This is a genomic window from Paenibacillus sp. FSL K6-0276 (assembly GCF_037977235.1).
In the GTDB taxonomy this organism is placed as follows: Bacteria; Bacillota; Bacilli; order Paenibacillales; family Paenibacillaceae; genus Paenibacillus_AQ.
The window spans coordinates 2071515-2091649 of the sequence record NZ_CP150276.1 but is presented as its reverse complement, the minus strand read 5'-3'; the positions used below and the strand labels follow the sequence as shown (position 1 = coordinate 2091649).

The 20135-nt window shown below is 43.7% G+C and carries 15 protein-coding genes and 1 tRNA gene; 8 read left to right on the top strand and 8 right to left on the bottom strand.

Going from position 1 to position 20135, the window contains the following annotated elements; all coding sequences use genetic code 11:
* Window positions 1–183 precede the first annotated feature (183 nt).
* Genes MHH52_RS09510 through MHH52_RS09500 form a run of 3 tightly spaced genes read left to right on the top strand, consistent with a single transcriptional unit; the run spans window position 184 to window position 3122 of the window.
* A complete protein-coding gene (locus tag MHH52_RS09510; RefSeq protein WP_340008166.1) occupies window positions 184–1212 on the top strand; it encodes a GTP-binding protein in 1029 nt (342 codons plus the stop codon).
* Window positions 1188–2198, top strand: coding sequence for a permease (locus tag MHH52_RS09505; RefSeq protein WP_340008164.1), 1011 nt, complete (start codon window positions 1188–1190; stop codon window positions 2196–2198). The genes MHH52_RS09510 and MHH52_RS09505 overlap by 25 nt, the downstream gene beginning before the upstream one ends.
* A 48-nt stretch (window positions 2199–2246) precedes the next feature.
* Window positions 2247–3122, top strand: coding sequence for a TIGR03943 family protein (locus tag MHH52_RS09500; RefSeq protein WP_340008162.1), 876 nt, complete (start codon window positions 2247–2249; stop codon window positions 3120–3122).
* Between the two features lie 24 nt (window positions 3123–3146).
* Here the strand turns inward: MHH52_RS09500 and MHH52_RS09495 are convergent, their stop codons facing one another.
* The 5 genes from MHH52_RS09495 to MHH52_RS09475 all read right to left on the bottom strand — a co-directional run bounded on the left by MHH52_RS09495 (window position 3147) and on the right by MHH52_RS09475 (window position 8078).
* Entirely contained in the window at window positions 3147–3341 is a 195-nt protein-coding gene (locus MHH52_RS09495) for a hypothetical protein (protein WP_340008160.1), read from the bottom strand.
* Window positions 3342–3425: 84 nt separating this feature from the next.
* Window positions 3426–6515: a PAS domain S-box protein gene (locus MHH52_RS09490; RefSeq protein ID WP_340008159.1), complete on the bottom strand. Its 3090-nt coding sequence runs from the start codon at window positions 6513–6515 to the stop codon at window positions 3426–3428.
* A gap of 220 nt (window positions 6516–6735) precedes the next feature.
* Entirely contained in the window at window positions 6736–7293 is a 558-nt protein-coding gene (locus tag MHH52_RS09485) for a DUF2812 domain-containing protein (RefSeq protein WP_149643930.1), read from the bottom strand.
* Window positions 7290–7619, bottom strand: a complete 330-nt coding sequence (locus tag MHH52_RS09480; protein ID WP_340008158.1) for a helix-turn-helix transcriptional regulator — start codon at window positions 7617–7619, stop codon at window positions 7290–7292. Before MHH52_RS09480 ends, MHH52_RS09485 begins: the two co-directional genes overlap by 4 nt.
* A 375-nt stretch (window positions 7620–7994) precedes the next feature.
* Window positions 7995–8078, bottom strand: a tRNA-Leu gene (locus tag MHH52_RS09475).
* A gap of 264 nt (window positions 8079–8342) precedes the next feature.
* Between MHH52_RS09475 and MHH52_RS09470 the strand changes: the two genes are divergently transcribed.
* Window positions 8343–9104: a methyltransferase domain-containing protein gene (locus MHH52_RS09470; protein ID WP_340008157.1), complete on the top strand. Its 762-nt coding sequence runs from the start codon at window positions 8343–8345 to the stop codon at window positions 9102–9104.
* A 91-nt stretch (window positions 9105–9195) separates the two neighbouring features.
* On the opposite strand, the gene MHH52_RS09465 is transcribed toward MHH52_RS09470, so the two are convergent.
* On the bottom strand, window positions 9196–10419 hold the full coding sequence (locus MHH52_RS09465; RefSeq protein ID WP_340009570.1) for an MFS transporter: 1224 nt from the start codon (window positions 10417–10419) through the stop codon (window positions 9196–9198).
* Window positions 10420–10689: 270 nt separating this feature from the next.
* On the opposite strand from MHH52_RS09465, the gene MHH52_RS09460 reads away from it, so the two are divergent.
* The 3 genes from MHH52_RS09460 (at window position 10690) to MHH52_RS09450 (ending at window position 15772) form a co-directional block, all read left to right on the top strand.
* Complete coding sequence (locus MHH52_RS09460; protein ID WP_340008155.1) at window positions 10690–12405, top strand: ABC transporter ATP-binding protein; 1716 nt, start codon at window positions 10690–10692, stop codon at window positions 12403–12405.
* 504 nt (window positions 12406–12909) lie between these two features.
* Complete coding sequence (locus MHH52_RS09455) at window positions 12910–14118, top strand: IS4 family transposase (protein WP_340004463.1); 1209 nt, start codon at window positions 12910–12912, stop codon at window positions 14116–14118.
* A gap of 697 nt (window positions 14119–14815) precedes the next feature.
* Window positions 14816–15772, top strand: coding sequence for an IS30 family transposase (locus MHH52_RS09450; RefSeq protein ID WP_340008153.1), 957 nt, complete (start codon window positions 14816–14818; stop codon window positions 15770–15772).
* Window positions 15773–16242: 470 nt separating this feature from the next.
* On the opposite strand, the gene MHH52_RS09445 is transcribed toward MHH52_RS09450, so the two are convergent.
* Entirely contained in the window at window positions 16243–17688 is a 1446-nt protein-coding gene (locus tag MHH52_RS09445) for a DEAD/DEAH box helicase (RefSeq protein WP_340008151.1), read from the bottom strand.
* Window positions 17689–17776: 88 nt separating this feature from the next.
* Window positions 17777–18427, bottom strand: coding sequence for an HD domain-containing protein (locus MHH52_RS09440; RefSeq protein ID WP_340008149.1), 651 nt, complete (start codon window positions 18425–18427; stop codon window positions 17777–17779).
* Between the two features lie 353 nt (window positions 18428–18780).
* Between MHH52_RS09440 and MHH52_RS09435 the strand changes: the two genes are divergently transcribed.
* The gene (locus tag MHH52_RS09435; protein WP_340008147.1) at window positions 18781–20061 is read left to right on the top strand and encodes a histidine--tRNA ligase; all 1281 of its coding nucleotides are present in this window, start codon (window positions 18781–18783) and stop codon (window positions 20059–20061) included.
* Window positions 20062–20135: the final 74 nt, after the last annotated feature.

Here is a 20135-nt window from a genome sequence, read left to right as displayed (position 1 = left end):
TTAAATCGTAATAATTACGATTAACACATCGTACACGTTTTATTCACACTCTGTCAACTATCGTCTTGTAAATATTTCGACTCTCTTAATTTTGTGGTCTTTCTGGTGGACAAATCACGTATAGATGGAAATATAAAAATATGATTCTTGTAATTTCATGAGAATCAGGCAGGAGTGGAGATCATGAAGATACCAGTAATTATTTTGAGCGGGTTTCTGGGGAGCGGGAAGACAACTCTGCTGTTGTCCCTGCTGAAAGAGAGCAAGGTAAGAGGTCTGAACCCTGGCGTAGTCATGAATGAGCTAGGTAAGAGAGATGTAGATGGGTATATTCTCCAGGAGCACACGGGCACAACCGTGACTAAGCTGCTGGACGGATGCGTATGCTGTAGCCGTAAAGAAGATCTGGCAGATAGCCTGCTCGTACTGCTAAGAGGGCGCCCCGATGCTATTTATATCGAGCTTACTGGCGTCGCAAATCCTGAAGAAATTGCCAAAACACTGCAAGAAACCGCTCTACAGGAAAGGGTCGAATTGCATTTTACGATTACCTTATTGGATGCAGAAAACGCCTTGGAATATAACAGCAGACTCTCCTCTGACAAACAACTGGTTCGTACCCTTCGCAAGCAGCTGTCCACCGCCGATCTCATTGTCGTTAACAAGAGCGATCTTGTAGAACCCGAAACCTTATGGCGAATTGAAAAGGGAGTTCGAAAGCAAAATTCAGAGGCTGAAATTGTATATACGCATTACAGTGAGATCAACCTTTCTCCGATATTATCAGGAATCATTCCACGTAAAATCATCGCTCCCGCGCCACAACGAGCACCTCAAACCTTTAAAGGTGCAACACTTAAACAAATGAATTCAGAACAGGGGGCTACAGCAGTAAAAGAACGGCAAGAGGAGCCGCATGCTTCTTTTTCCCAAGTGACCGCGATTACGTTAACCCTACCGCAAGCAGGGACTACAATGCCTTCAAAAGAACGTCTAGAAGCTTTCTTTCAAGAATGGGGGGACAACCTGCTCCGTGCCAAGGGGCATATCCTTTTGTCCGAACAGGAACCGGTTCAACTTGTCCAATATGCGGGAATGCGTACAAGCTGGGAGGCTTCACGTTATCCCGGAATGCCTTATCTAGTGTTCATCGGGATGAATTTAGATGAGGAACTGCTGGCAGATCGGTGGACCGCCTTATTCGAACCTTGACTACCCTCTCCCCATTAAAAATATTGCCGCTGCTTCTACCAATCTCATTCCTGATTATTGTTGGTTATATATGGGTGCCAAATCAACTAGAACTACTGGACAATGCGTACATTGACACGTTCAAAACCGGCTTTATCGGGATTTTGCTAGAAGCCTTGCCGTTTGTATTAGCAGGAGCCCTGTTATCCTCGCTGCTTCGAGTGTTTATCCCAGATGAGATGATCTCACGATGGATTCCGAAGCAGGCTCTTCCTGCCATTCTATTCGCTTGCCTGCTCGGAATTATTTTTCCGGTATGCGAATGTGGAATGATTCCACTCGTCCGCCGCCTTATCCATAAGGGGATGCCTGTCTACGTAGCCATCGTGTTCATTTTATCCGGACCAATCCTAAATCCAGTTGTCTATGGAGCAACACTGACAGCTTTTCGTAACCACTCAGAACTAGCTTATGCCCGGATGGGTTTAGCCTTTGCTGTCGCCTGTATAATAGGTTTGATTATCTACGCAACGGTGAAAAAGTCCCCGATACGCCTAAGCGTTCAGCGTGAGACCGATAACACTCATCATAATAATTCTCGTGGAGGAAAGTTAGCTGCCGTCTTCGTTCATACCTCGGATGAGTTTTTTGAGATGGGAAAATACTTAATTATCGGCTGTTTACTAACCTCTGCTATCCAGACGTTTATGGTTCAGGACAGTCTGGCAGCGATCGGTGATAAGCCGCTAGGATCTTATTTTTTCATGATGGGACTGGCATTTGTGCTTTCGCTCTGTTCCACCTCAGATGCCTTTGTAGCTTCCACCTTTGTACATTCTTTTCCGGCAGGTGCACTGCTCGCTTTTATGGTGTTCGGGCCTATGTTGGATTTCAAAAATTCATTGATGTTACTCTCGCTGTTTAAGACCAAATTTGCTCTTTATTTGTTCTTTCTTATCTTCTCGAGCGTGTTTATCGGGGCCGTATTCATGTCCTTATGGCTGTAATCATAGAGGTGGCAAGTAGATACTTATCGCATTGTTAGGAGGAAAAGCATGAATGACTCTCGAAACATCCGATTTCACTATTTGTTAAGGGCGGTCATTCTGCTTGCTTTCGCCCTTTATATTGGGCATCTGGTGCAGCAGGACGCTTTGCATTATTATGTAGCTCCCAAGCTGGCACGCTGGGTTCAATTATGTCCGATCCCTCTGACACTTATGGCGCTCAGCTTGGCCATTCAGGCCTTATTTGGTAAGGGTAGTGTTCTATGTGACTGCGAACATCGTCTCCCACATTCCATATTCAAAAGTACAGCACTGTATGGATTATTCCTTTTTCCACTGCTGCTTGGATTTGCACTTCCTGATCGAGCCTTGGGAAGTATGGCAGCTAGCAAAAAGGGGATATCGTTATCCTCATTACCATCAGAGACTAAAAATGCCGCTAGATTCGAATCGATTGATCCTTATCATGAGGAGCTTACCGAGCTAGCTAAGATTCTCTATGTACAGCCTACTATCCCAGTTTATTCAGCTATTTTCTCCGAAACACTAGGTGCTATTGAGATGTATAAACAGCAATTTGAAGGCAAAGAAATTTCCGTTTCTGGTTTTCTATATCGTGATGAAAGCGAAACGCCAGAGAATGCTTTTGCGATTGGCAGATTTCTAGTACAGTGTTGTACCGCCGATGCTACTCCGTTTGGGATGCTGGTTGATTCCGGCAAACTAAAAAGCTTACCCACCGATACCTGGATAGAGGTCCGGGGCAAGCTTCAAGTTGTGCAACACAAGGGCCAAGAAATTATGCAAATTCGCGCAGAAACGATTACACCCATCGCGCAACCAACAACACCTTACATTTACACAAGTGCTGACTCCATATCCGCATGGAAAGCGTTGCAGAGTACAGCTAACCCTACTAAATAATTGCATCCAGCTCATCTGGATCATTCACGGATCGGTTAGGGTTAAATACTTCAACCATAATACGGGTGGAATGTGACCAAACTTCGTTTGAATATCTATAATTTGTTCTTCTTTAGTCAAAGAAACGGTCTTGTACTCTTTACCATCCACCGTAATTATAGCTTTCAAATCTCCTTGCTGATACTGTTCATTGTGGTTGTCCACCACTTGATTCCGCAAATCAAACCGGCTGCTAACAGAGCTAAAAAAATGATTACAAATATATTAATCATCAACCTTTTTTGTCAATGATACTCATCATCCTTATCGAATCCGAGTAGACCAATCTTTTAATACCCTGTCGAGCTCCTTTATTGAAATCGGCTTGGAGATGAAATCCTGCATCCCTGCACTCAGACACATGTCTTTATCTTCATTTCTGGCAAAGGCTGTGGCCGCAATAATAATTGGAGATAGCCCGAGCTTCTCACGAATGATTCCTGTTGCTTCTATCCCATCCATAATTGGCATCTGAACATCCATAAATACCAGATCATAATCCTTGGACAGTACAGCCCGAACCGCTTCCTCACCATTTGATGCGATATCAGGAACATAACCCCGCTTCTTCAGATAAGCCTGCATCAGTTGCTGATTCACAGGATGATCTTCAGCGATGAGAATGGACATAGGTCCATATTCTCCCTTAACAGACTCTTTAGTGTTAGGGTTATCGTGTCTGACTACATCCGCTGAATGATTGAGTGAAACTTTCTGATTCCATTCCTCTTTTGGCAAAGAGACCTCCACTGTGAAATAGAACTCTGAGCCGTGTTCCTCACAACTCCTAACACCAATCGTTCCTCCTAGCAGCTCTGCTAGCTTTTTGCTAATGGCCAGTCCAAGTCCTGTTCCGCCATATTTACGATTGATGGAAGGATGTAATTGCGTGAACGATTGAAACAATAACCCTTGACTGGCAACTGGAATCCCCAAACCCGTATCTTTAACTATAAATTTAACGATAATATTCCCAGACTTTTGTGAAGCTTCCAGCTTGGCAGAAATACTGATTTCACCTGTCTCCGTAAATTTCACCGCATTCCCGACCAAGTTCACGAGAATTTGGCGTAATCTGGCCTCGTCCGTCACAATAATGGGTGGAAGCTCCGGTGCAATATCGCTAGTCAATAACAATCCTTTCTCTTTAACCTTCGGATAGAATAGCTCACTAACATTCTGTATTACTTCACGCAAATCCACCATTTGCAGTTCAAGTGTCATCATGCCTGCTTCAATTTTGCTGAAATCAAGTACTTCATTCAAAATATGAAGCAATGCCTCTCCGCTACTGTTAATGATCTGTGTGTAGTAGCTTTGCTCTTCATCCAGTGCTGTACCCGAGAGCAAGTCTGCCATTCCAATAATACCGTTCATCGGAGTGCGCAGCTCATGGCTCATGATGGCTAGAAACTCCGATTTAGCTCGATCTGCTTCCTCAGCAGACTCCTTCGCCCGCACAATCTCCTTCTCTTCAGTGATATCTCGGAAAACCACTACAGCCCCTATCCGCTCTCCACCATCAAAAAGCGGAGTCATACGATATCTGACCAGAAAGCTGGAACCATCTTGCCTCCAAAATATGCCCTCCTTCTCATCAAAAGAGCGATTATTGAAGTGCGAAGGAATCAGCGTCTTCTGAATTCCCGAAAATGGCTCGTTATCCAGCCAAGTCTGATGAATCGCATGGAATTTGCTGTTCAACCATTCCGTAGGATCGTATCCTAGCATAGTAATGGCTACTGGATTGATGAACATCGTATCCCCTTCAAGGTTCATCCCAAATATGCCTTCAGAAACCGAATTCAATATCAGAGCATGCTCATTACTTAACTTCTCTATTTCTTCAAAATGGCGCGTCCGTTCCGAAATATCACGGGTTACACACACAAGTTCCTGCCCACCAAAGGTCTCGGAGTAAATATATCGAAGTGTTGTCTCCGTCCAGATGTATGATCCATCTTCGCACAGAAACCGGAAGGTCACAGGTTCGAGCTTCTTACCTTCCATGCAACTGCTAAGATATGACACCACTTTGTCCTTATCCTCAGGATGTATGTAATCTATACCTTTGGTTCCATGCATTTCCTCCGATGTATAGCCGAACATAGTCTGGCAAATAGGTGATGCATACAGATAGGTAAGGTGACCGTCCGCTGCATTCCGTGAAATGAAATCCATTGAATTTTCAGAAAGCAGACGATAGTTCTGTTCGTTTTCACGCAGCTGCTCCTCCATTCGATGACGTTCAGTCACATCCTGGGCAATCCCACTGATCTGTAGCAGTCTTCCTTCTTCGTCTTTAATCACTTCCCAGTGCGCATCAAGAAACTTCAATTTTCCATCTGCACTATTAATTCGAACCATAACTTCGCCATTAGACCCATTCGCTAAAGTTTGACGAACTAGCTTTTCAAGTCCTTTGAAATCACCTGGATCAATACAGGAAAGAACACGTTTATAATCAAAATAAGAATGATTACTGTCGTCCACCGAAAAGCCAAAAATAGTACGCATCTCTCTAGAAACCGTCAACCGCTTTTTTGTCGTATCCCATTCCCAGGATCCCATTTTCGCAAGATATTGAGCTTTTGCCAACATATCCTCATACTTCTTACGCTGAGTGATATCGCGGCCGATGGTTAGTATCTGCTTGACATTCCCCTGCTCATCACACACCACCTGGGAAGAACTCTCAATCCATAAATAATGTCCATCCATATGACGGACTCTGCGTGTGAATACATCCGTATCCGAATAGAGCTTTCCTTGTTCAATCATCTCTTGAGCATCGTCTACGTGATAATATTCGGGTCTTTTGGTACCTATCATTTCATGTGCAGGATATCCTAAAAGCAACTGTACTGAAGGCGATATATAGTGTAGAGTTCCGTCAGGGTCGCCAAAAGAAATCATGTCCGGCGTATTTTGAGTTAACAAATTATATAAATGTTGATCTTCCTCAATCTTATCTTCAGCAAGCCTTCGGTCGGTGATATCCGTTAGTTCCGAGATCAAGACAAGAGGTTCACTCGAGTCCTCCTGAAGAATCAGAAATATATGTTGTGCTACCCAGATCATTTCGCCATCCTTACGTAAGAACCGTCTTTCTAATTCAATGGCGGTCTCAGGCTCTGCTAGCAGTTTGTTCAGGATAATGTAATGATCATCATCGGTCTTATCGTCTGGATAAATAAGATCTAGAAAATGCATATTCAAAAGCTCTTCTTCAGAATAACCAAGCATATGGCAAAGCGCCGGATTGGATTGAATCAAGGTCCCTTCCTTGGGAGAGACTACAGCAACCCCTATAGAAGACCGCAAGTATAGTTGCTTAAAAAGAAATTCAGACACCCGTGTAGCCTCCTCTTTTGAGATGGGGACAAACATTTGTACAGTCTCATAATCTATTCCAGTATACCTTTTTTTCGGTAATTAAGCTTGATAGTTGAGTCCTAAATGATAGGTTGTGAAAATCAAAGAGATTGCGCATTATCGTCATACACAAAAAATAAACAGCAAGTCTCCAATGATCTGGAAGCTTGCTGTAAGTACATATCACAACTTTAAATGACTATTCTCTTATTAAATTCTCTTGCTGAAGCTTCTTAATTTTCTTACGGATAGGTGCGCCAGCTCTTAAAAAAACAAGTCCTAAAAGGATTAAAAGCCCGCCTAGAACAACGTTTATCAAACTAATTCTGCTGGATGAATTGAAATAATTCGTTACCCCAATGAGAATGTTGGCTAAACCAACAATGAACTCTAACCACATTACAGAATTCCATAGTGTGTTGATTCGCTTAAAGTGTTTTATTTTGGATTCCAGATCTGTGTAAATATCAAACGCACCTTCGGATGACTTCTTTCTAAGATAAATCCAACGAACATAGCTGCTAACACACTCTACTCCATTTTCTTCTAAAAACTTGAGGTATGCCATGCTTTCCGGATGAGTAGGCACATTATCTAAAAGCTCAATTCTATACGTATACTCATTCTTAGGCGAGTCAGTAAACACATATTTACACCAGGAGTAGCTTGAAAGGGCTAACCCTTTGGCAGACATTTCATTAAGCCACTGTTCTTCCTTCTCAAAATCCCAAAACAGCTTGCGAACCACATGTTTCATTTGGACTCACCTCCAGCTATTCTCTTCCCATTGGCAATCAGTTCTTCCAACCGGATAAGTTCCCCCTGAATCACTGTCTTCCCTAATTCAGTAATTTCGTACTCCTTTCTTCGAGAGCCTTCTTCCCCTTCTACAGCTCTTATCCAGTTTTTCTCAAGCAAGGTGTTGATTGCTCCATATAAGGTTCCCGCTCCAAGATCCACTCGACCTTTACTCAAATCCTTCACATTCTGCATAATCGCATATCCGTGCATTGCGGTGTATAAAGACAATAAGATGTAAAACACAGCTTCCGTTAAGGCTCCTCTTTCTGAGCTTTCAGGCATGATCTCATCTCCATTCTATTACTGTTAGCGATATATCATTTACCGTAATATCATTATTACGGAAGCCGATATAATTGTCAATACAAAAATACCCAATTTTAGTATCCCGATCCGATCATGACCGCGAAAAAAAGCCTATAGCACATGGCTATAGACGTTTGATAATAGTTCCATTTATTTGTTTAGTTGGGGAAAGCTACTGTTCATCAGTTGAATGCAATTTCATTAGAGGAATGTAATTCCTTTTACTCGAACCTACATCATTATGCAACGAAGCATGGTTACAACAAGAATTGGACCACCAGCATTTTCTTCAGAAATAAAAAATAGGCTTATACAACTGCTCAAGAGCAATTGTATAAGCCTATTTGGTGATGCGGTCGAGAGGACTCGAACCTCCACGATATTGCTACCACACGGACCTGAACCGTGCGCGTCTGCCAATTCCGCCACGACCGCACATTATGTACACCAGTGAAATAATCACTGTACATAAGACTATACTCTTTTTTTATATAAAAAGCAATATAATTATTTATGTATTATGTAATACGACGGACCGTAACGTTAAATAGATGTAAACCACCATAGGAATAACCAATCACTATTATTCAGTTTATATATTTCACTTATAAGTCATCAGTATGGTACAACATAATTAAAGAATGTAGCTACTACATCAGATATGTCAGTGTAATTCCAAACTAGAAAGGACGAATACGTATGAACCAGCAGTGGAATACCGGAACCTATGATACTGACATGGCCTTTGTGTCTCAGTTTGGAGAATCATTGATTGAGCTTCTTCGCCCCCAGCCTGGCGAACAAATTATGGATTGGGGCTGTGGAACTGGCGGTTTGGCAGCAGCCATCGCTGCTAGTGGTGCCACTGTAACAGGGATTGATGCTTCAGCCGAAATGATTCATACTGCGCGTGACAAGCATCCTCAGCTAAGCTTCATCTTAGCAGATGGGCAAAACTATGTCGCGGAACAGCCAGTCAATGCTGTGTTCAGCAACGCTGCTCTACACTGGTTGACCGACGCGAACGGAGCCGCCGCTTCTATCACGGCTAGCCTGCGAACAGGCGGCCGTTTTGTCGCTGAGTTCGGTGGGCTGGGCAATATCGCATCCATCGTTACTGAACTTCCAAATGCTTTTGCCGTTATAGGGTGTAGTGATAAGCTTCAGCTGCCTTGGTACTTCCCGAGTACCGGGCAGTATACAACACTACTAGAACAACACGGACTGACTGTGGACCTCGCCCTTTGTTTCAACCGTCCAACACCACTAGAGGCTGGAGAGCAAGGGCTCCAGTGCTGGCTGAACACTTTTGCAAATGGAATCTTAAGTGTCCTAACACCATCTGAACGAGAAGAAGTCCTCTCATATATGGAACAGAAACTGAAACCAACTTTATTTCAAGCTAACCGCTGGGTGATTGATTATCGAAGAATCCGGGTTGTCGCTTACAAACGAGTCTAATACTGAGGGGGGTTCTTCCGATACCACAAAAAAAGAGTGTACTGGCGCAGTGTCCGCACCAATACACTCTTTTTAAACTTTCAGTAGATGTTTATCTTCTATCTCCCACATATCGATCACTACCTGCGCCTAGTCCGACAACCAGCAGCAATACGCTTGCACCAAGCAATAAAACTAGCGGCAGCGTCCAGCTATTCGTCACATCATGCAGCCATCCAAACAAGGCCGGCCCCATCGCAGCAAGCACATAACCTACAGATTGAGCCATTCCTGAGAGCTCCGCAGCTTCTTGAGTGCTTCTGGTCCGTAGACTGAAGAACATCATCACAAGACCGAAGGCAAATCCTCCAGCAATACCAAAGCATATCGCCCAGACAGCCATTAAAGCGCTGCTGCCCAGCCAAATCCCACCTATTCCGATGAAATACAGAATAGCAGTGATTATTACTAGAATACGTTGGTTCTTCATCTTCCCTGCCCACAACGGCACGAAGAAAGTAAAGGGCAGCTGCGCCATTTGCATCAGCGATAGTAACCAGCCTGCATGGCTTGATGACATTCCCCGCTCACCAAGGAGAACAGAGAACCATGCAATAAAAACATAATAGAGCAGCGACTGTAAGCCCATAAAGATCGTTACCTTCCAAGCAAGCGAAGAGCGCCACATATTTCCGCTAGAAACGGAGCCTTTAGCTCCAGACCCTTGATCGAGCTTGCGCATCTGAGGAATCCAGAACAGGGTTGCTAGCGCAGCGATCATAAACCAAATTGCTAAAGTCCCTCTCCAACCGAATCCAGCGTTACTTGCTAGCGGTACACTAATTCCTGAAGCGACTGCTGCGCATAAATTCATAGAGACGGTATAGACACCTGTCATTAATCCAATTTTGTGGGGAAACTTCCCTTTAATCAGACCCGGAAGCAGTACATTACATACTGCAATAGAAAGCCCGAGTATCGCCGTACCAGTGAACAACAGCCCTACTCCAGATCCCGACCGGATTAGAATTCCCATAGCCAGCATAACCATAGCAATTAATAACACATTAGCCAAGCCGAAACGGCGGGCTAGCTTTGGAGCAAACGGGGACAAGATGGCAAAAGCCAACAATGGTAGAGTGGTAATAGCTCCTGCTAAAGTATTCGATAAGCCTAGATCATCCTGAATCATTTGTATCAGTGGACCAACGGATGTAAAAGGAGCTCTAAGTGCTGCTGCGATAAAAACAATTCCCAACACTAGTAGCCAGCGATCAAACTTGGAATCCGTTAAGCCTCTATTCTGAATGGTTCCTTCTCGTTGCGATGCTTTCATCATTTATCCTCCTATATTGCAACAAGCATAAACGCTCTCTCTCGACCTCCCAATAAGGACGGTAAGCGTTTAAGCTAGAAATATAAAAATATTTATTACATGGCATTAAGAACCATCATCCACTATTATTATAAAAGTTACAAGCCTTAAGTAATTTTATAACCAATTTATTGACAAAATCGAACGGCATCTTTAGTATCCATATAATCAGGCAGTTGAGAATCAATTTCAATCGAACTCATACATAATCCATAGAAAAGAGTGAATAGAATGCTTCGAAGGTTTTTCTCCTACTATCGTCCATATAAAAAACTATTTATATCGGACTTCTCGTGCGCTGTCTTTGCAGGTCTGCTAGAACTAGCTTTTCCGGTAGCTGTCAATAAGTTCATTGATGATTTGCTCCCCGGTCAAGATTGGCCGCTAATTCTTATTGCTTGTGTCGCGCTTCTAGCTATTTACGCTTTGAATACGGTGATGCAGTATGTCGTTACTTATTGGGGGCATATGCTAGGTATTAACATCGAGACAGATATGCGTAAAAAAATGTTCAATCACATCCAGAAACTATCCTTCCGATTCTTTGATAATAATAAAACAGGTCACCTAATCGGACGCATCACCAACGACTTAAATGATATCGGCGAGGTGGCGCACCACGGTCCCGAGGATGTATTTATTGCCATCATGACACTTGTCGGTGCCTTCATCCTAATGGCTGATATTAATCTGAAGCTGGCAATCATTACTTTTATTATCGTTCCAATCATGGCTTGGGTGATCATCTACTTCGGACGCAATATGACTTCCACCTATCGCCAGCTTTTTGGAAATGTAGGTAGTTTCAATGCCCGTATCGAAGACAATGTCGGCGGAATCCGGGTTGTGCAATCTTTTGCCAATGAGCAGCATGAACAAGAGCTATTCGCAGTAGATAATCAAATGTTCCGTAAAACTAAGCTACTTGCTTATAAAACCATGGCCAAAAGCTTATCCGTCAGCTATATGATGACCCGCCTCATTACGATCCTCGTGATGATCAGCGGCGCCTGGTTCTTCATTAATGGAGAACTCCAAATTGGTGAATTTGTGGCATTTATTCTGTTGTCCAATATTTTCTTCCGTCCGATCGAGAAAATCAATGCCGTTATCGAGAGTTATCCAAAAGGAATTGCCGGCTTTAAACGTTATCTTGAGATTATCGACACGGAGCCTGATATCAGCGACAAGCCAGATGCTGTAGAAGTAAGTACTTTACACGGTGATATTACCTTCCAAAATGTCTTTTTCGGATACGACGAGGAGCGTCCGGTTCTGAAAAATATTAGCCTGAAAGTAAAGGCTGGCGAAACGATCGCCTTTGTTGGACCTTCTGGTGCAGGTAAAACAACCATCTGCAGCCTGCTCCCTCGTTTCTACGATGTCACAGGCGGAGCTATCACCATTGATGGCATCGATATCCGTGACATGAAGCTGGAGTCTTTACGTAAACAGATCGGGATCGTGCAGCAGGATGTGTTCCTGTTCTCCGGTACAATTCGCGAGAATATCGCCTACGGAAAACTAGATGCAAAGCTACCTGAAATCTGGGAAGCCGCTCGACGTGCACATCTGGAAGATCTCATTCAGAATCTGCCAGACGGCATGGATACGGTGATTGGTGAACGCGGTGTGAAGCTGTCCGGTGGACAGAAGCAGCGCCTAGCGATCGCTCGCATGTTCCTGAAGAATCCGCCAATCCTAATTCTGGATGAAGCTACTTCCGCGCTAGATACAGAAACGGAAGCAGCGATTCAGCAATCACTGGCTGATCTATCCGTGGGCCGAACCACACTCGTCATCGCCCACCGATTGACGACCATCAAGAATGCCGACCGGATTATGGTCGTGAATGAAGAAGGCATCGCCGAGCAAGGCCGCCATGAAGAATTAGTCCAAGCCGGTGGCATATACAGCCGTCTTCACCAGGCGCAGTATAACGCCTAACTTGCTACTGGAATCAAAAAAGAAGCAAGACTAGTCCCATGTTATTGGCGACTAGTCTTGCTTTTTTGTCCGTCTCATCTGTTTCAGCACAAGATTCTTAATAGGGCAGTTAGGCAGTTATAGGGTTAGAGATTAATGGATTTTTGGTCTTACAGGTTGTGTGGAAATAATTAGGGAAATCCTCCCTGTTTTTCTCGATACCACGGTCCCAACTTCAACAATTAGGGAATTCCTCCCCTTAATTTCACCCAATTTGCTCATAATAGTGGATTTCAGGTGCTTTATAGGGAGGAATTCCCTAAAAAGCTAAAAATCCAGCGAAAATCAGCAATTTATAGGGAGATTTCCCACTAGCCTTGCATTAAACCTAACACGAAAAATCATTTTTTGCATAAATTACTTTATTTTCAATATATTGATGTAATTTTACTGGTTAAACCCAAAAAAACCCCTAAAGTAGAAGGATAGGCATTTTACCCATTCCACCTACAAAAGGAGCAACCAATGGGTACTATACCAAATCAATCTGTCATTTGTAAATGCCTTGATTTACTTCCGCTTTCCGACGAAGCGTTTCCGCTGTTTAATCATCGACGTAGATTGACGTTGGTCAAGGCCGTGAAACTACTTGTCGAAGCCCAACTCAACCAACGAGCAGACCTCGACGAAATTAGCCAGGCCTTACGAGCGAACCGAGAACTTCAGCAAGCAGTAGGTCTAAAATCGATTAGTCCTTCTCAAGTGGTGCGTACACTGGACAATCTACCGCTCGAGGTGTTGCAGCGCGTGTGGCTCCTGCTTACGCAGCAAGTCGCACAGATGTATCCTGAACAAGGCGTTACCGGTCTGGGTAAACTTCATCTCATTGATTCTACGAGTCTGTCTCTCCCTGAACTCGCTGGGAAGTGGGCCTATTGTTCCAAGCATAGTAACGGGGTCAAGGTTCATTTGAAGCTTGTGATTGCAGATAGCGATACGGTGTACCCGACCCAAGTCATTTGCTCGACGCTCGGGGTCGCCGACTCTGAAGTGGCCTTGGATTTAGTCGTCGACAAAGATGCCATTCATGTCTTGGATCGTGGGTATAGGGTGTACCGTTTGTATGAAACTTGGCTGGAGCAAGGTCTGCGGTTTGTCGCACGCATCCAGCAGAACAGCAGAACCCTCGTTCTTCATGAGCGTGAGGTCGCCCCCCATACCCCCGTGTTGCGGGATGCCGATGTGCTTGTGAGTTACAAAAATGCGGAAAAACAACTCGTCGAGGTTCAGCTGCGTTTAGTGGAATATACTGACGAAAAAGGGCGTCAATATCGGGTTATAACCAATGTGTGGGACAAAACGGCCGAGCAGATTAGTGAAATCTATCACCACCGGTGGCTAATTGAGATCTTCTTCAAGTGGATGAAGCAGCATGTTAGCTTGATCCACCTGTATAGTTCACGAGAAAAAGCGGTGTGGAATCAGATCTTTTTAGCACTGATTGGATATGCATTGGTTCTTCTGCTTCGCAATGAGACGGACGCAGCGCAGTCCCCGTGGTCTTTTTTGAAGCTTTTACGGTGCTACATGTGCCAGGCATGGAACCGATTTCTACAAGAACTCCAGCGAAAACCAGAGAAGTTCTCAAAGGGAAGGCAGAAAAAAGGAAAGACAGGTCGTCCCCAAACGAAGCCGAAGAAATATAAGACGGTAAAGAAGTACGCCAACCAGTAAAACAGGCAAACAAATACATTAATTGGTAAAATGATCCTAGGTTTATATGGTGTTCAACCTTTTTTCTTGATGAGGAAGAGAGTGATTGTAAATATTTTTTATAATAAAAATATAAATCCATATTTGCCAAACAACCCCTTCATGTGTCAGGTTCTGTGCAATGCTAGTGGAGATTTCCCTAAAATCAAAGAAAATACAAATCTAAACCCTCGCTCAAATACAAACTATTTTCATCTACGCCCAAGTCGATAATTACTTCTCCCAGAACTACGTTTCTTTAAGATAAGGTTCCCCACCTTTGGCCTTCAGGGTATCAAACGACCGACTTCATCGATCCCTATAGCAAAATTAGCGACTTTTCCACTGATAGTGATGGACGAATAGTGACTCTCATATTTCCATTCTTTATGTATAAATATTAATCAACTACTGGTTTTTCCTTCGATAATATCATTATCAACATTAAAAATATTAAAATTAGTTGAATAACCAAATATATTACAGGAAAAAAATAAATAAGATCTATCTGATGAGTATCAAAAAAACTTAAATCAATGATCCCAGGAGTATCAGATTCTTTACCTTGATGGATTGTAATATGAAGTGCGACAGCTACTAAGAGAATAAAAAATGGCCCATGGCTGATTCGTGTAGAATGAAGTTACCACAACACCATTCATACAAGGAGAATCAGACCATGAGCTACACTCATCTTAGCATAATCGAACGAAGTCAGCTAGACATCCTCAACCGACAAGGGTGGACTGCTCGTGCCATTGCTAAAGAGATCGGGTGGCACCATTCCACAGTAGCAAGGGAAATTAACCGTAACCACGTGGAGGGCGTCTATGAGGCAGAAGTCTCTCAACGAGCCTATCAGAATCGACGTGAATGCTTTATTCCCGTAGGGAAATGGACAAATGAACTAGCCCAAGAAGTCGAGGGAAGGCTGCAGCAGACATGGTCTCCTGAACAGATCTCACAGCGCTATAGGACGGCTGGGAACGCAATGGTCTCTTTCAAAACAATCTACCGTTGGCTATACGATGGACGCTTAGCGCGTGCAAAGATAAGCATGCTTCGCCACAAAGGAAAACGCCGTAAACCGTTAGAAACACGAGGACGCTTTCTCGTGGGTAAATCAATTAAACAGCGGCCTAAGGAAATCCGGTCCCGCGAGACATTTGGACACTGGGAACTCGACACCGTTGTGTCTAGTCGTGGAAAGAGCAAGGCATGTGTTGCAACCTTGATTGAGCGAAAGACACGACTATATACGGCCATTAAAATGCCAGACCGAACAGCACTTTCTATGGAAATCGCCTTTGGCGTTGCTGCATCTCAGTATCCTCAGGGCACGTTCCAAACAGCAACCACGGATCGTGGAAAAGAGTTTGCCTGTTATGCCTCATTGGAGTTCACTCACAACATCGATGTCTATTTTGCTGATCCTTATTCATCCTGGCAACGTGGTTCCAATGAGAATGGAAATGGTCTCCTTCGAGAGTTCTTTCCTAAAGGCAAAGACTTCGCTGAGGTGACTGATGATGGACTGGCAACAGCACTCAATCTCATTAATAACCGGCCAAGGAAATGTTTGGGTTGGAAGACTGCTCACGAATCATTCATGGAAGCCCTGTCGCACTTGGCTTGACAATCTGTCCCTTGTAATTCTTTTAAATAAAACAGAATCCTCATGCTAGGTAAAATACTAATGACTAACCAAGCAATGTTGTACCTAAGCTTTTCCGTCTTTAAAGCCATCATGCAAGACATATACATAAGGATTATTGGTGCTAGATACATTATAAACATTTGCTTTACTATTTCTTCATCCCAATTCCCAGTTTTCATCTTCAAAAAATAGATAGTTATAAAATGCAAAAAAATAACAATTAGAACTTGCAGAATCGCTTTAATCCTAACGTTCTTTAATTTCCCTTTCACACTACCACCTCTTACTTAATAACAGTTCTGATTCCCTATAGATTAATCCTCTATTTTCAATCTGTTAAAAAATAATTAAAGAGGGAGCCGTGTAATGAACACGACTCCCTCTTTGTATAAACTGCATCAAAAGCAGCGCATGTGAAAGGTGATCAGCGATAACCCGCAATCCACGACTTATTTCTTCGCAATATGCACTTTGAGCTGCTTACCCTTCACCGTCGTCTCTCTCATCGCTTGCAGCACCATTGCACCCTTACCGTTCAAAATATCCACGTAAGTCACATTGTCCTGAATCGAGATAATACCGATATCATCCGCAGCTACACCCTCAAGCTTTGCGATTGTGCCAACAAAGTCCACGGCTCTTAGCTTCTTTTTCTTACCGCCGTTGAAGTACAGCTTCATGATCTCTTTGTTCAAGCATTCGCTTTTGTCCTTCTTGCGGACAGGCTGCTTGTTAATCTTCTGCTCGAACGCTTCCTTCGCGTAAGCAACGGCATCGTCCGAAGGAGCTTTCATATGTGGGATACTAAAGCCAATATAGCCTTCGATTTCCTTCACCCATTTTTGCTCATTCGGAGTGACAAAAGTGATCGCTTTACCTGTCTTGCCTGCTCGAGCAGTTCTGCCTGTACGGTGCACGTAGCTTTCTTTTTCCAATGGAATATCGTAATTAATCACGTGAGTGATGTTCTCGATATCAATTCCTCTTGCTGCTACATCGGTAGCGATTAAGTAACGGAACTGTCCTCTTTTAAAAGCATTCATGACCTCAAAGCGCTCATCCTGCTCCATTCCCCCGTGGATCTTATCACAAGGATATTCCAGATCAGCAAGTCCTCTAAATACCGCATTCACCTGCTCTTGCGTACGGCAAAAGATAATACAGCTATCCGGATTCTCCACCGTGATGATGTCACTCAACAGCGAGAATTTGGCAGCTTGTCTCACTTCGATCAATGCATGCTCAATCGTAGCGGTCGTAATTCCACTTGCCTGAATCTCGATTTCCGTTGGATCGCTCATATATTTCCGGCACAAATTCTTAATCACTTCCGGTAAAGTAGCCGAGAAAACGCAAGTCACTCGTTCTTTTGGTAGCTGCTTGATGATCTTCTCAATCTGCTCGATGAACCCCATGCTCAGCATCTCGTCTGCTTCATCGATGATCAAATACTTGATTCGGTTTAGCGGAAGCGTGCCTCTTTCAATATGGTCGAACACACGCCCAGGCGTACCCACGACAACATGTGTTTTTTGGGTAAGTTCTATTTTTTGCGGAGCAAAGGGCTGCTTACCGAAAAGAGCTACTGCCTTAACCCGTTTAAATCGTCCAATATTGGTGATATCCTCTTTCACTTGCAATGCAAGCTCCCGAGTAGGCGTAAGGATCAAAGCCTGAGGTTTGTTCTCCACCCAATCCACCAGATCACAGACCGGAATCCCGTATGCGGCCGTCTTTCCGCTACCCGTTTGCGATTTCACAATCAGATCCTTCTGCTGCAAAGCCACAGGGATTACTTTGCTCTGAACTTCAGTAGGCGTCTCATATTTCAGGACATCCAGCGCTTTAATAATGTCTTCGTTTAACTCATAATCTTTAAATTGCAATTCACTCATAGTTCAACCTCTTCTATGCCGATTGTTCTGGTTAAAGCGGAAACCCGCGATCCTTCCATCTTGTGCATACTTATCATTATAACAGTTATTAGCTCCCTTGATTCCATTCCTTATAGAACTGGTCCAGAAAATTCAGCATGAAATCATGCCGTTCTTCTGCTAACTTGCGTCCATAGGCCGTATTCATCAGGAATTTTAATTTCAACAGCTTCTCATAAAAATGATTAATAGCCGTCCCCTTGCTGTAATCCCTGTACTCCTTTTGAAGCGATTCATCTCTTGGAGACACTTCCGGATCATAAGCTGGACGACCTTTCGCCCCTGAGAAAATAAAGGTTCTGGCAATCCCAATTGCTCCAAGCGCATCAAGTCGATCCGCATCTTGAACCACTTGTCCTTCAAGGGTTCGCATCGGTTCTCCCCCGCCACCACTAAAGGACATCGTCTCAATAATTGTCATGATATGATTAATTTGTTCCTCATCTGTAAGGTTTGAAGAAAGCCACGTACGTACTTTATGCAAACCTTCTTCTTTAGAAGGATTAAGCTTCTCGTCAGCAACATCATGCAGCAAGGCCGCCATCGTGCAGACAAATACATCCGCGCTCTCGATCTCGGCAATTTCAGCGGCGGTATTCCGCACCCGATCAGAATGCCACCAGTCATGACCCGTAGTATCTTGTCCAAGTTGTTCTTTAACAAAAACTTCGGTCCGATCTGTAATTAAAGATTCATTCATCGTAGAAAAACTCCCTTTCCTTAAGGAATATCGAAGCCCTATTATAGCTGATAACTTGTCCATTCGCCCACAAGAAATCGAAGCTATTATAAATTCTTACTTGCACGACTCTAAATGATCCGCTATAATCGGCAGTAATCAAAATTTCGAAGGGAATTGGTTCTGATGAATACAAATACAATCATGCTGAATCAACTTCATTATTATCACAAACAGCGTTAGCACTCCTGAATTTTTCAGGGAGGCTAACGCTACTCGCGTTGGCCTCCCTGCGGCATAGATCACGCGCAGGACCAAGAGGTCCTGCGCGTTTTTTTATTTCCTAAACTATGCCAGTATAAAAGGAGCTACTAATGATGCAAAACATTAAAGGAACTTATGATTACTTCGGTCAAGAACAAGCGCTCAGAAAAAACATTCAAAATATGCTACAGGACTTGTTTGAGCTCTATGATTTTGAATCGATGGATACGACGCTATTAAACGAACTGGAGTTATTGACCTCAAAATATGCAGGCGGGGACGAAATCCTCAAGGAAATGTATCAACTCACAGATCAAGGTAACCGCAAGCTGGGGTTACGTTATGATCTGACTATTCCTTTTGCCAAAGTGATCGCTTTAAATCCAGGGATAGCGTTCCCCTTCAAGCGGTATGAGATCGGAAAAGTGTTCCGAGATGGACCCGTGAAACGTGGACGTCTGCGTGAATTTCTGCAATGTGATGTTGATGTAGTCGGCATTTCCGGCCCTGAGGCTGAAGCTGAGCTAATGCAACTGGCAACCGAAGCTTTCCGCAAGCTAGACATCCCTATCATCCTAAAATGGAACAATCGACGATTTCTCGGCGAGATTCTGGAGTCCATTGGCGTACCTACCGATGAGCAACTATCCGTTATGCTTATCCTTGATAAACTTGAGAAAATCAACATTAGCGGAGTGGAGAACGAGTTGATTGGCAAGGGGCTAGAATCTGCAACCATCGCAGCGATTCTAGCGCTTATCGAAATGGACAATCCAAGCTTTGAGCAGTTATGCGAAAAATACAATCTCACAGCACAACCGGGTGCGTCAGAGGTTCTTATCCTACAAAAGCTAATCCAAGACATTGGACTACAGGAGACTTGCCGTTTCGATCCTTTCTTATCCCGAGGTCTTTCATTCTACACAGGAACTGTCTACGAGATCTTTGATGCTTCTGGTTCCTTTACCTCAAGCTTGGGTGGTGGAGGCAGATATGACGCTATCATTGGACAGCTAGTGGGCAGAGAGGTTATTCAATACCCAACGGTTGGGTTGTCTTTTGGCATGGAGTCTATTATGGCACTCCTAGCAGAACGACCTATCCAAGAAAATAAAGCAGCTAATGTTATGGTCATTCCCATTGGTGAGACACTACCACAAGCTTTGATTGCAGCAGACGAGCTACGTGCCTGTTCAATAAGAACCACTCTCGTATCCGGTAAAAGAAAACTAAAAAAACAACTCGCCAGAGCCTCATCCAAAAACATCCGTTACATTATACTCATCGGCGAAAGCGAATCGAGTGTTGATAAGGTACGTCTGAAAGATATGGAGGAACAAACAGAGGTTATCGTTCCGCTGGATGAAGCTATTTACCTCATCACAGGATAAAGAGCATTCTTAAAATCTGCCAAGCATAAACGCCTTTGGCGTCCCTACAAGGACGGTTAGCGTTTATGCGAGAA

Coding starts and splice junctions, on each gene's coding strand:
- MHH52_RS09510 (WP_340008166.1), top strand. CDS start 184: ATGAAGATACCAGTAATTATTTTGAGCGGGTTTCTGGGGAGCGGGAAG.
- MHH52_RS09500 (WP_340008162.1), top strand. CDS start 2,247: ATGAATGACTCTCGAAACATCCGATTTCACTATTTGTTAAGGGCGGTC.
- MHH52_RS09485 (WP_149643930.1), bottom strand. CDS start 7,293: ATGAAACATGTGGTTCGCAAGCTGTTTTGGGATTTTGAGAAGGAAGAA.
- MHH52_RS09480 (WP_340008158.1), bottom strand. CDS start 7,619: ATGCCTGAAAGCTCAGAAAGAGGAGCCTTAACGGAAGCTGTGTTTTAC.
- MHH52_RS09470 (WP_340008157.1), top strand. CDS start 8,343: ATGAACCAGCAGTGGAATACCGGAACCTATGATACTGACATGGCCTTT.
- MHH52_RS09465 (WP_340009570.1), bottom strand. CDS start 10,419: ATGAAAGCATCGCAACGAGAAGGAACCATTCAGAATAGAGGCTTAACG.
- MHH52_RS09460 (WP_340008155.1), top strand. CDS start 10,690: ATGCTTCGAAGGTTTTTCTCCTACTATCGTCCATATAAAAAACTATTT.
- MHH52_RS09455 (WP_340004463.1), top strand. CDS start 12,910: ATGGGTACTATACCAAATCAATCTGTCATTTGTAAATGCCTTGATTTA.
- MHH52_RS09450 (WP_340008153.1), top strand. CDS start 14,816: ATGAGCTACACTCATCTTAGCATAATCGAACGAAGTCAGCTAGACATC.
- MHH52_RS09445 (WP_340008151.1), bottom strand. CDS start 17,688: ATGAGTGAATTGCAATTTAAAGATTATGAGTTAAACGAAGACATTATT.
- MHH52_RS09440 (WP_340008149.1), bottom strand. CDS start 18,427: ATGAATGAATCTTTAATTACAGATCGGACCGAAGTTTTTGTTAAAGAA.
- MHH52_RS09435 (WP_340008147.1), top strand. CDS start 18,781: ATGATGCAAAACATTAAAGGAACTTATGATTACTTCGGTCAAGAACAA.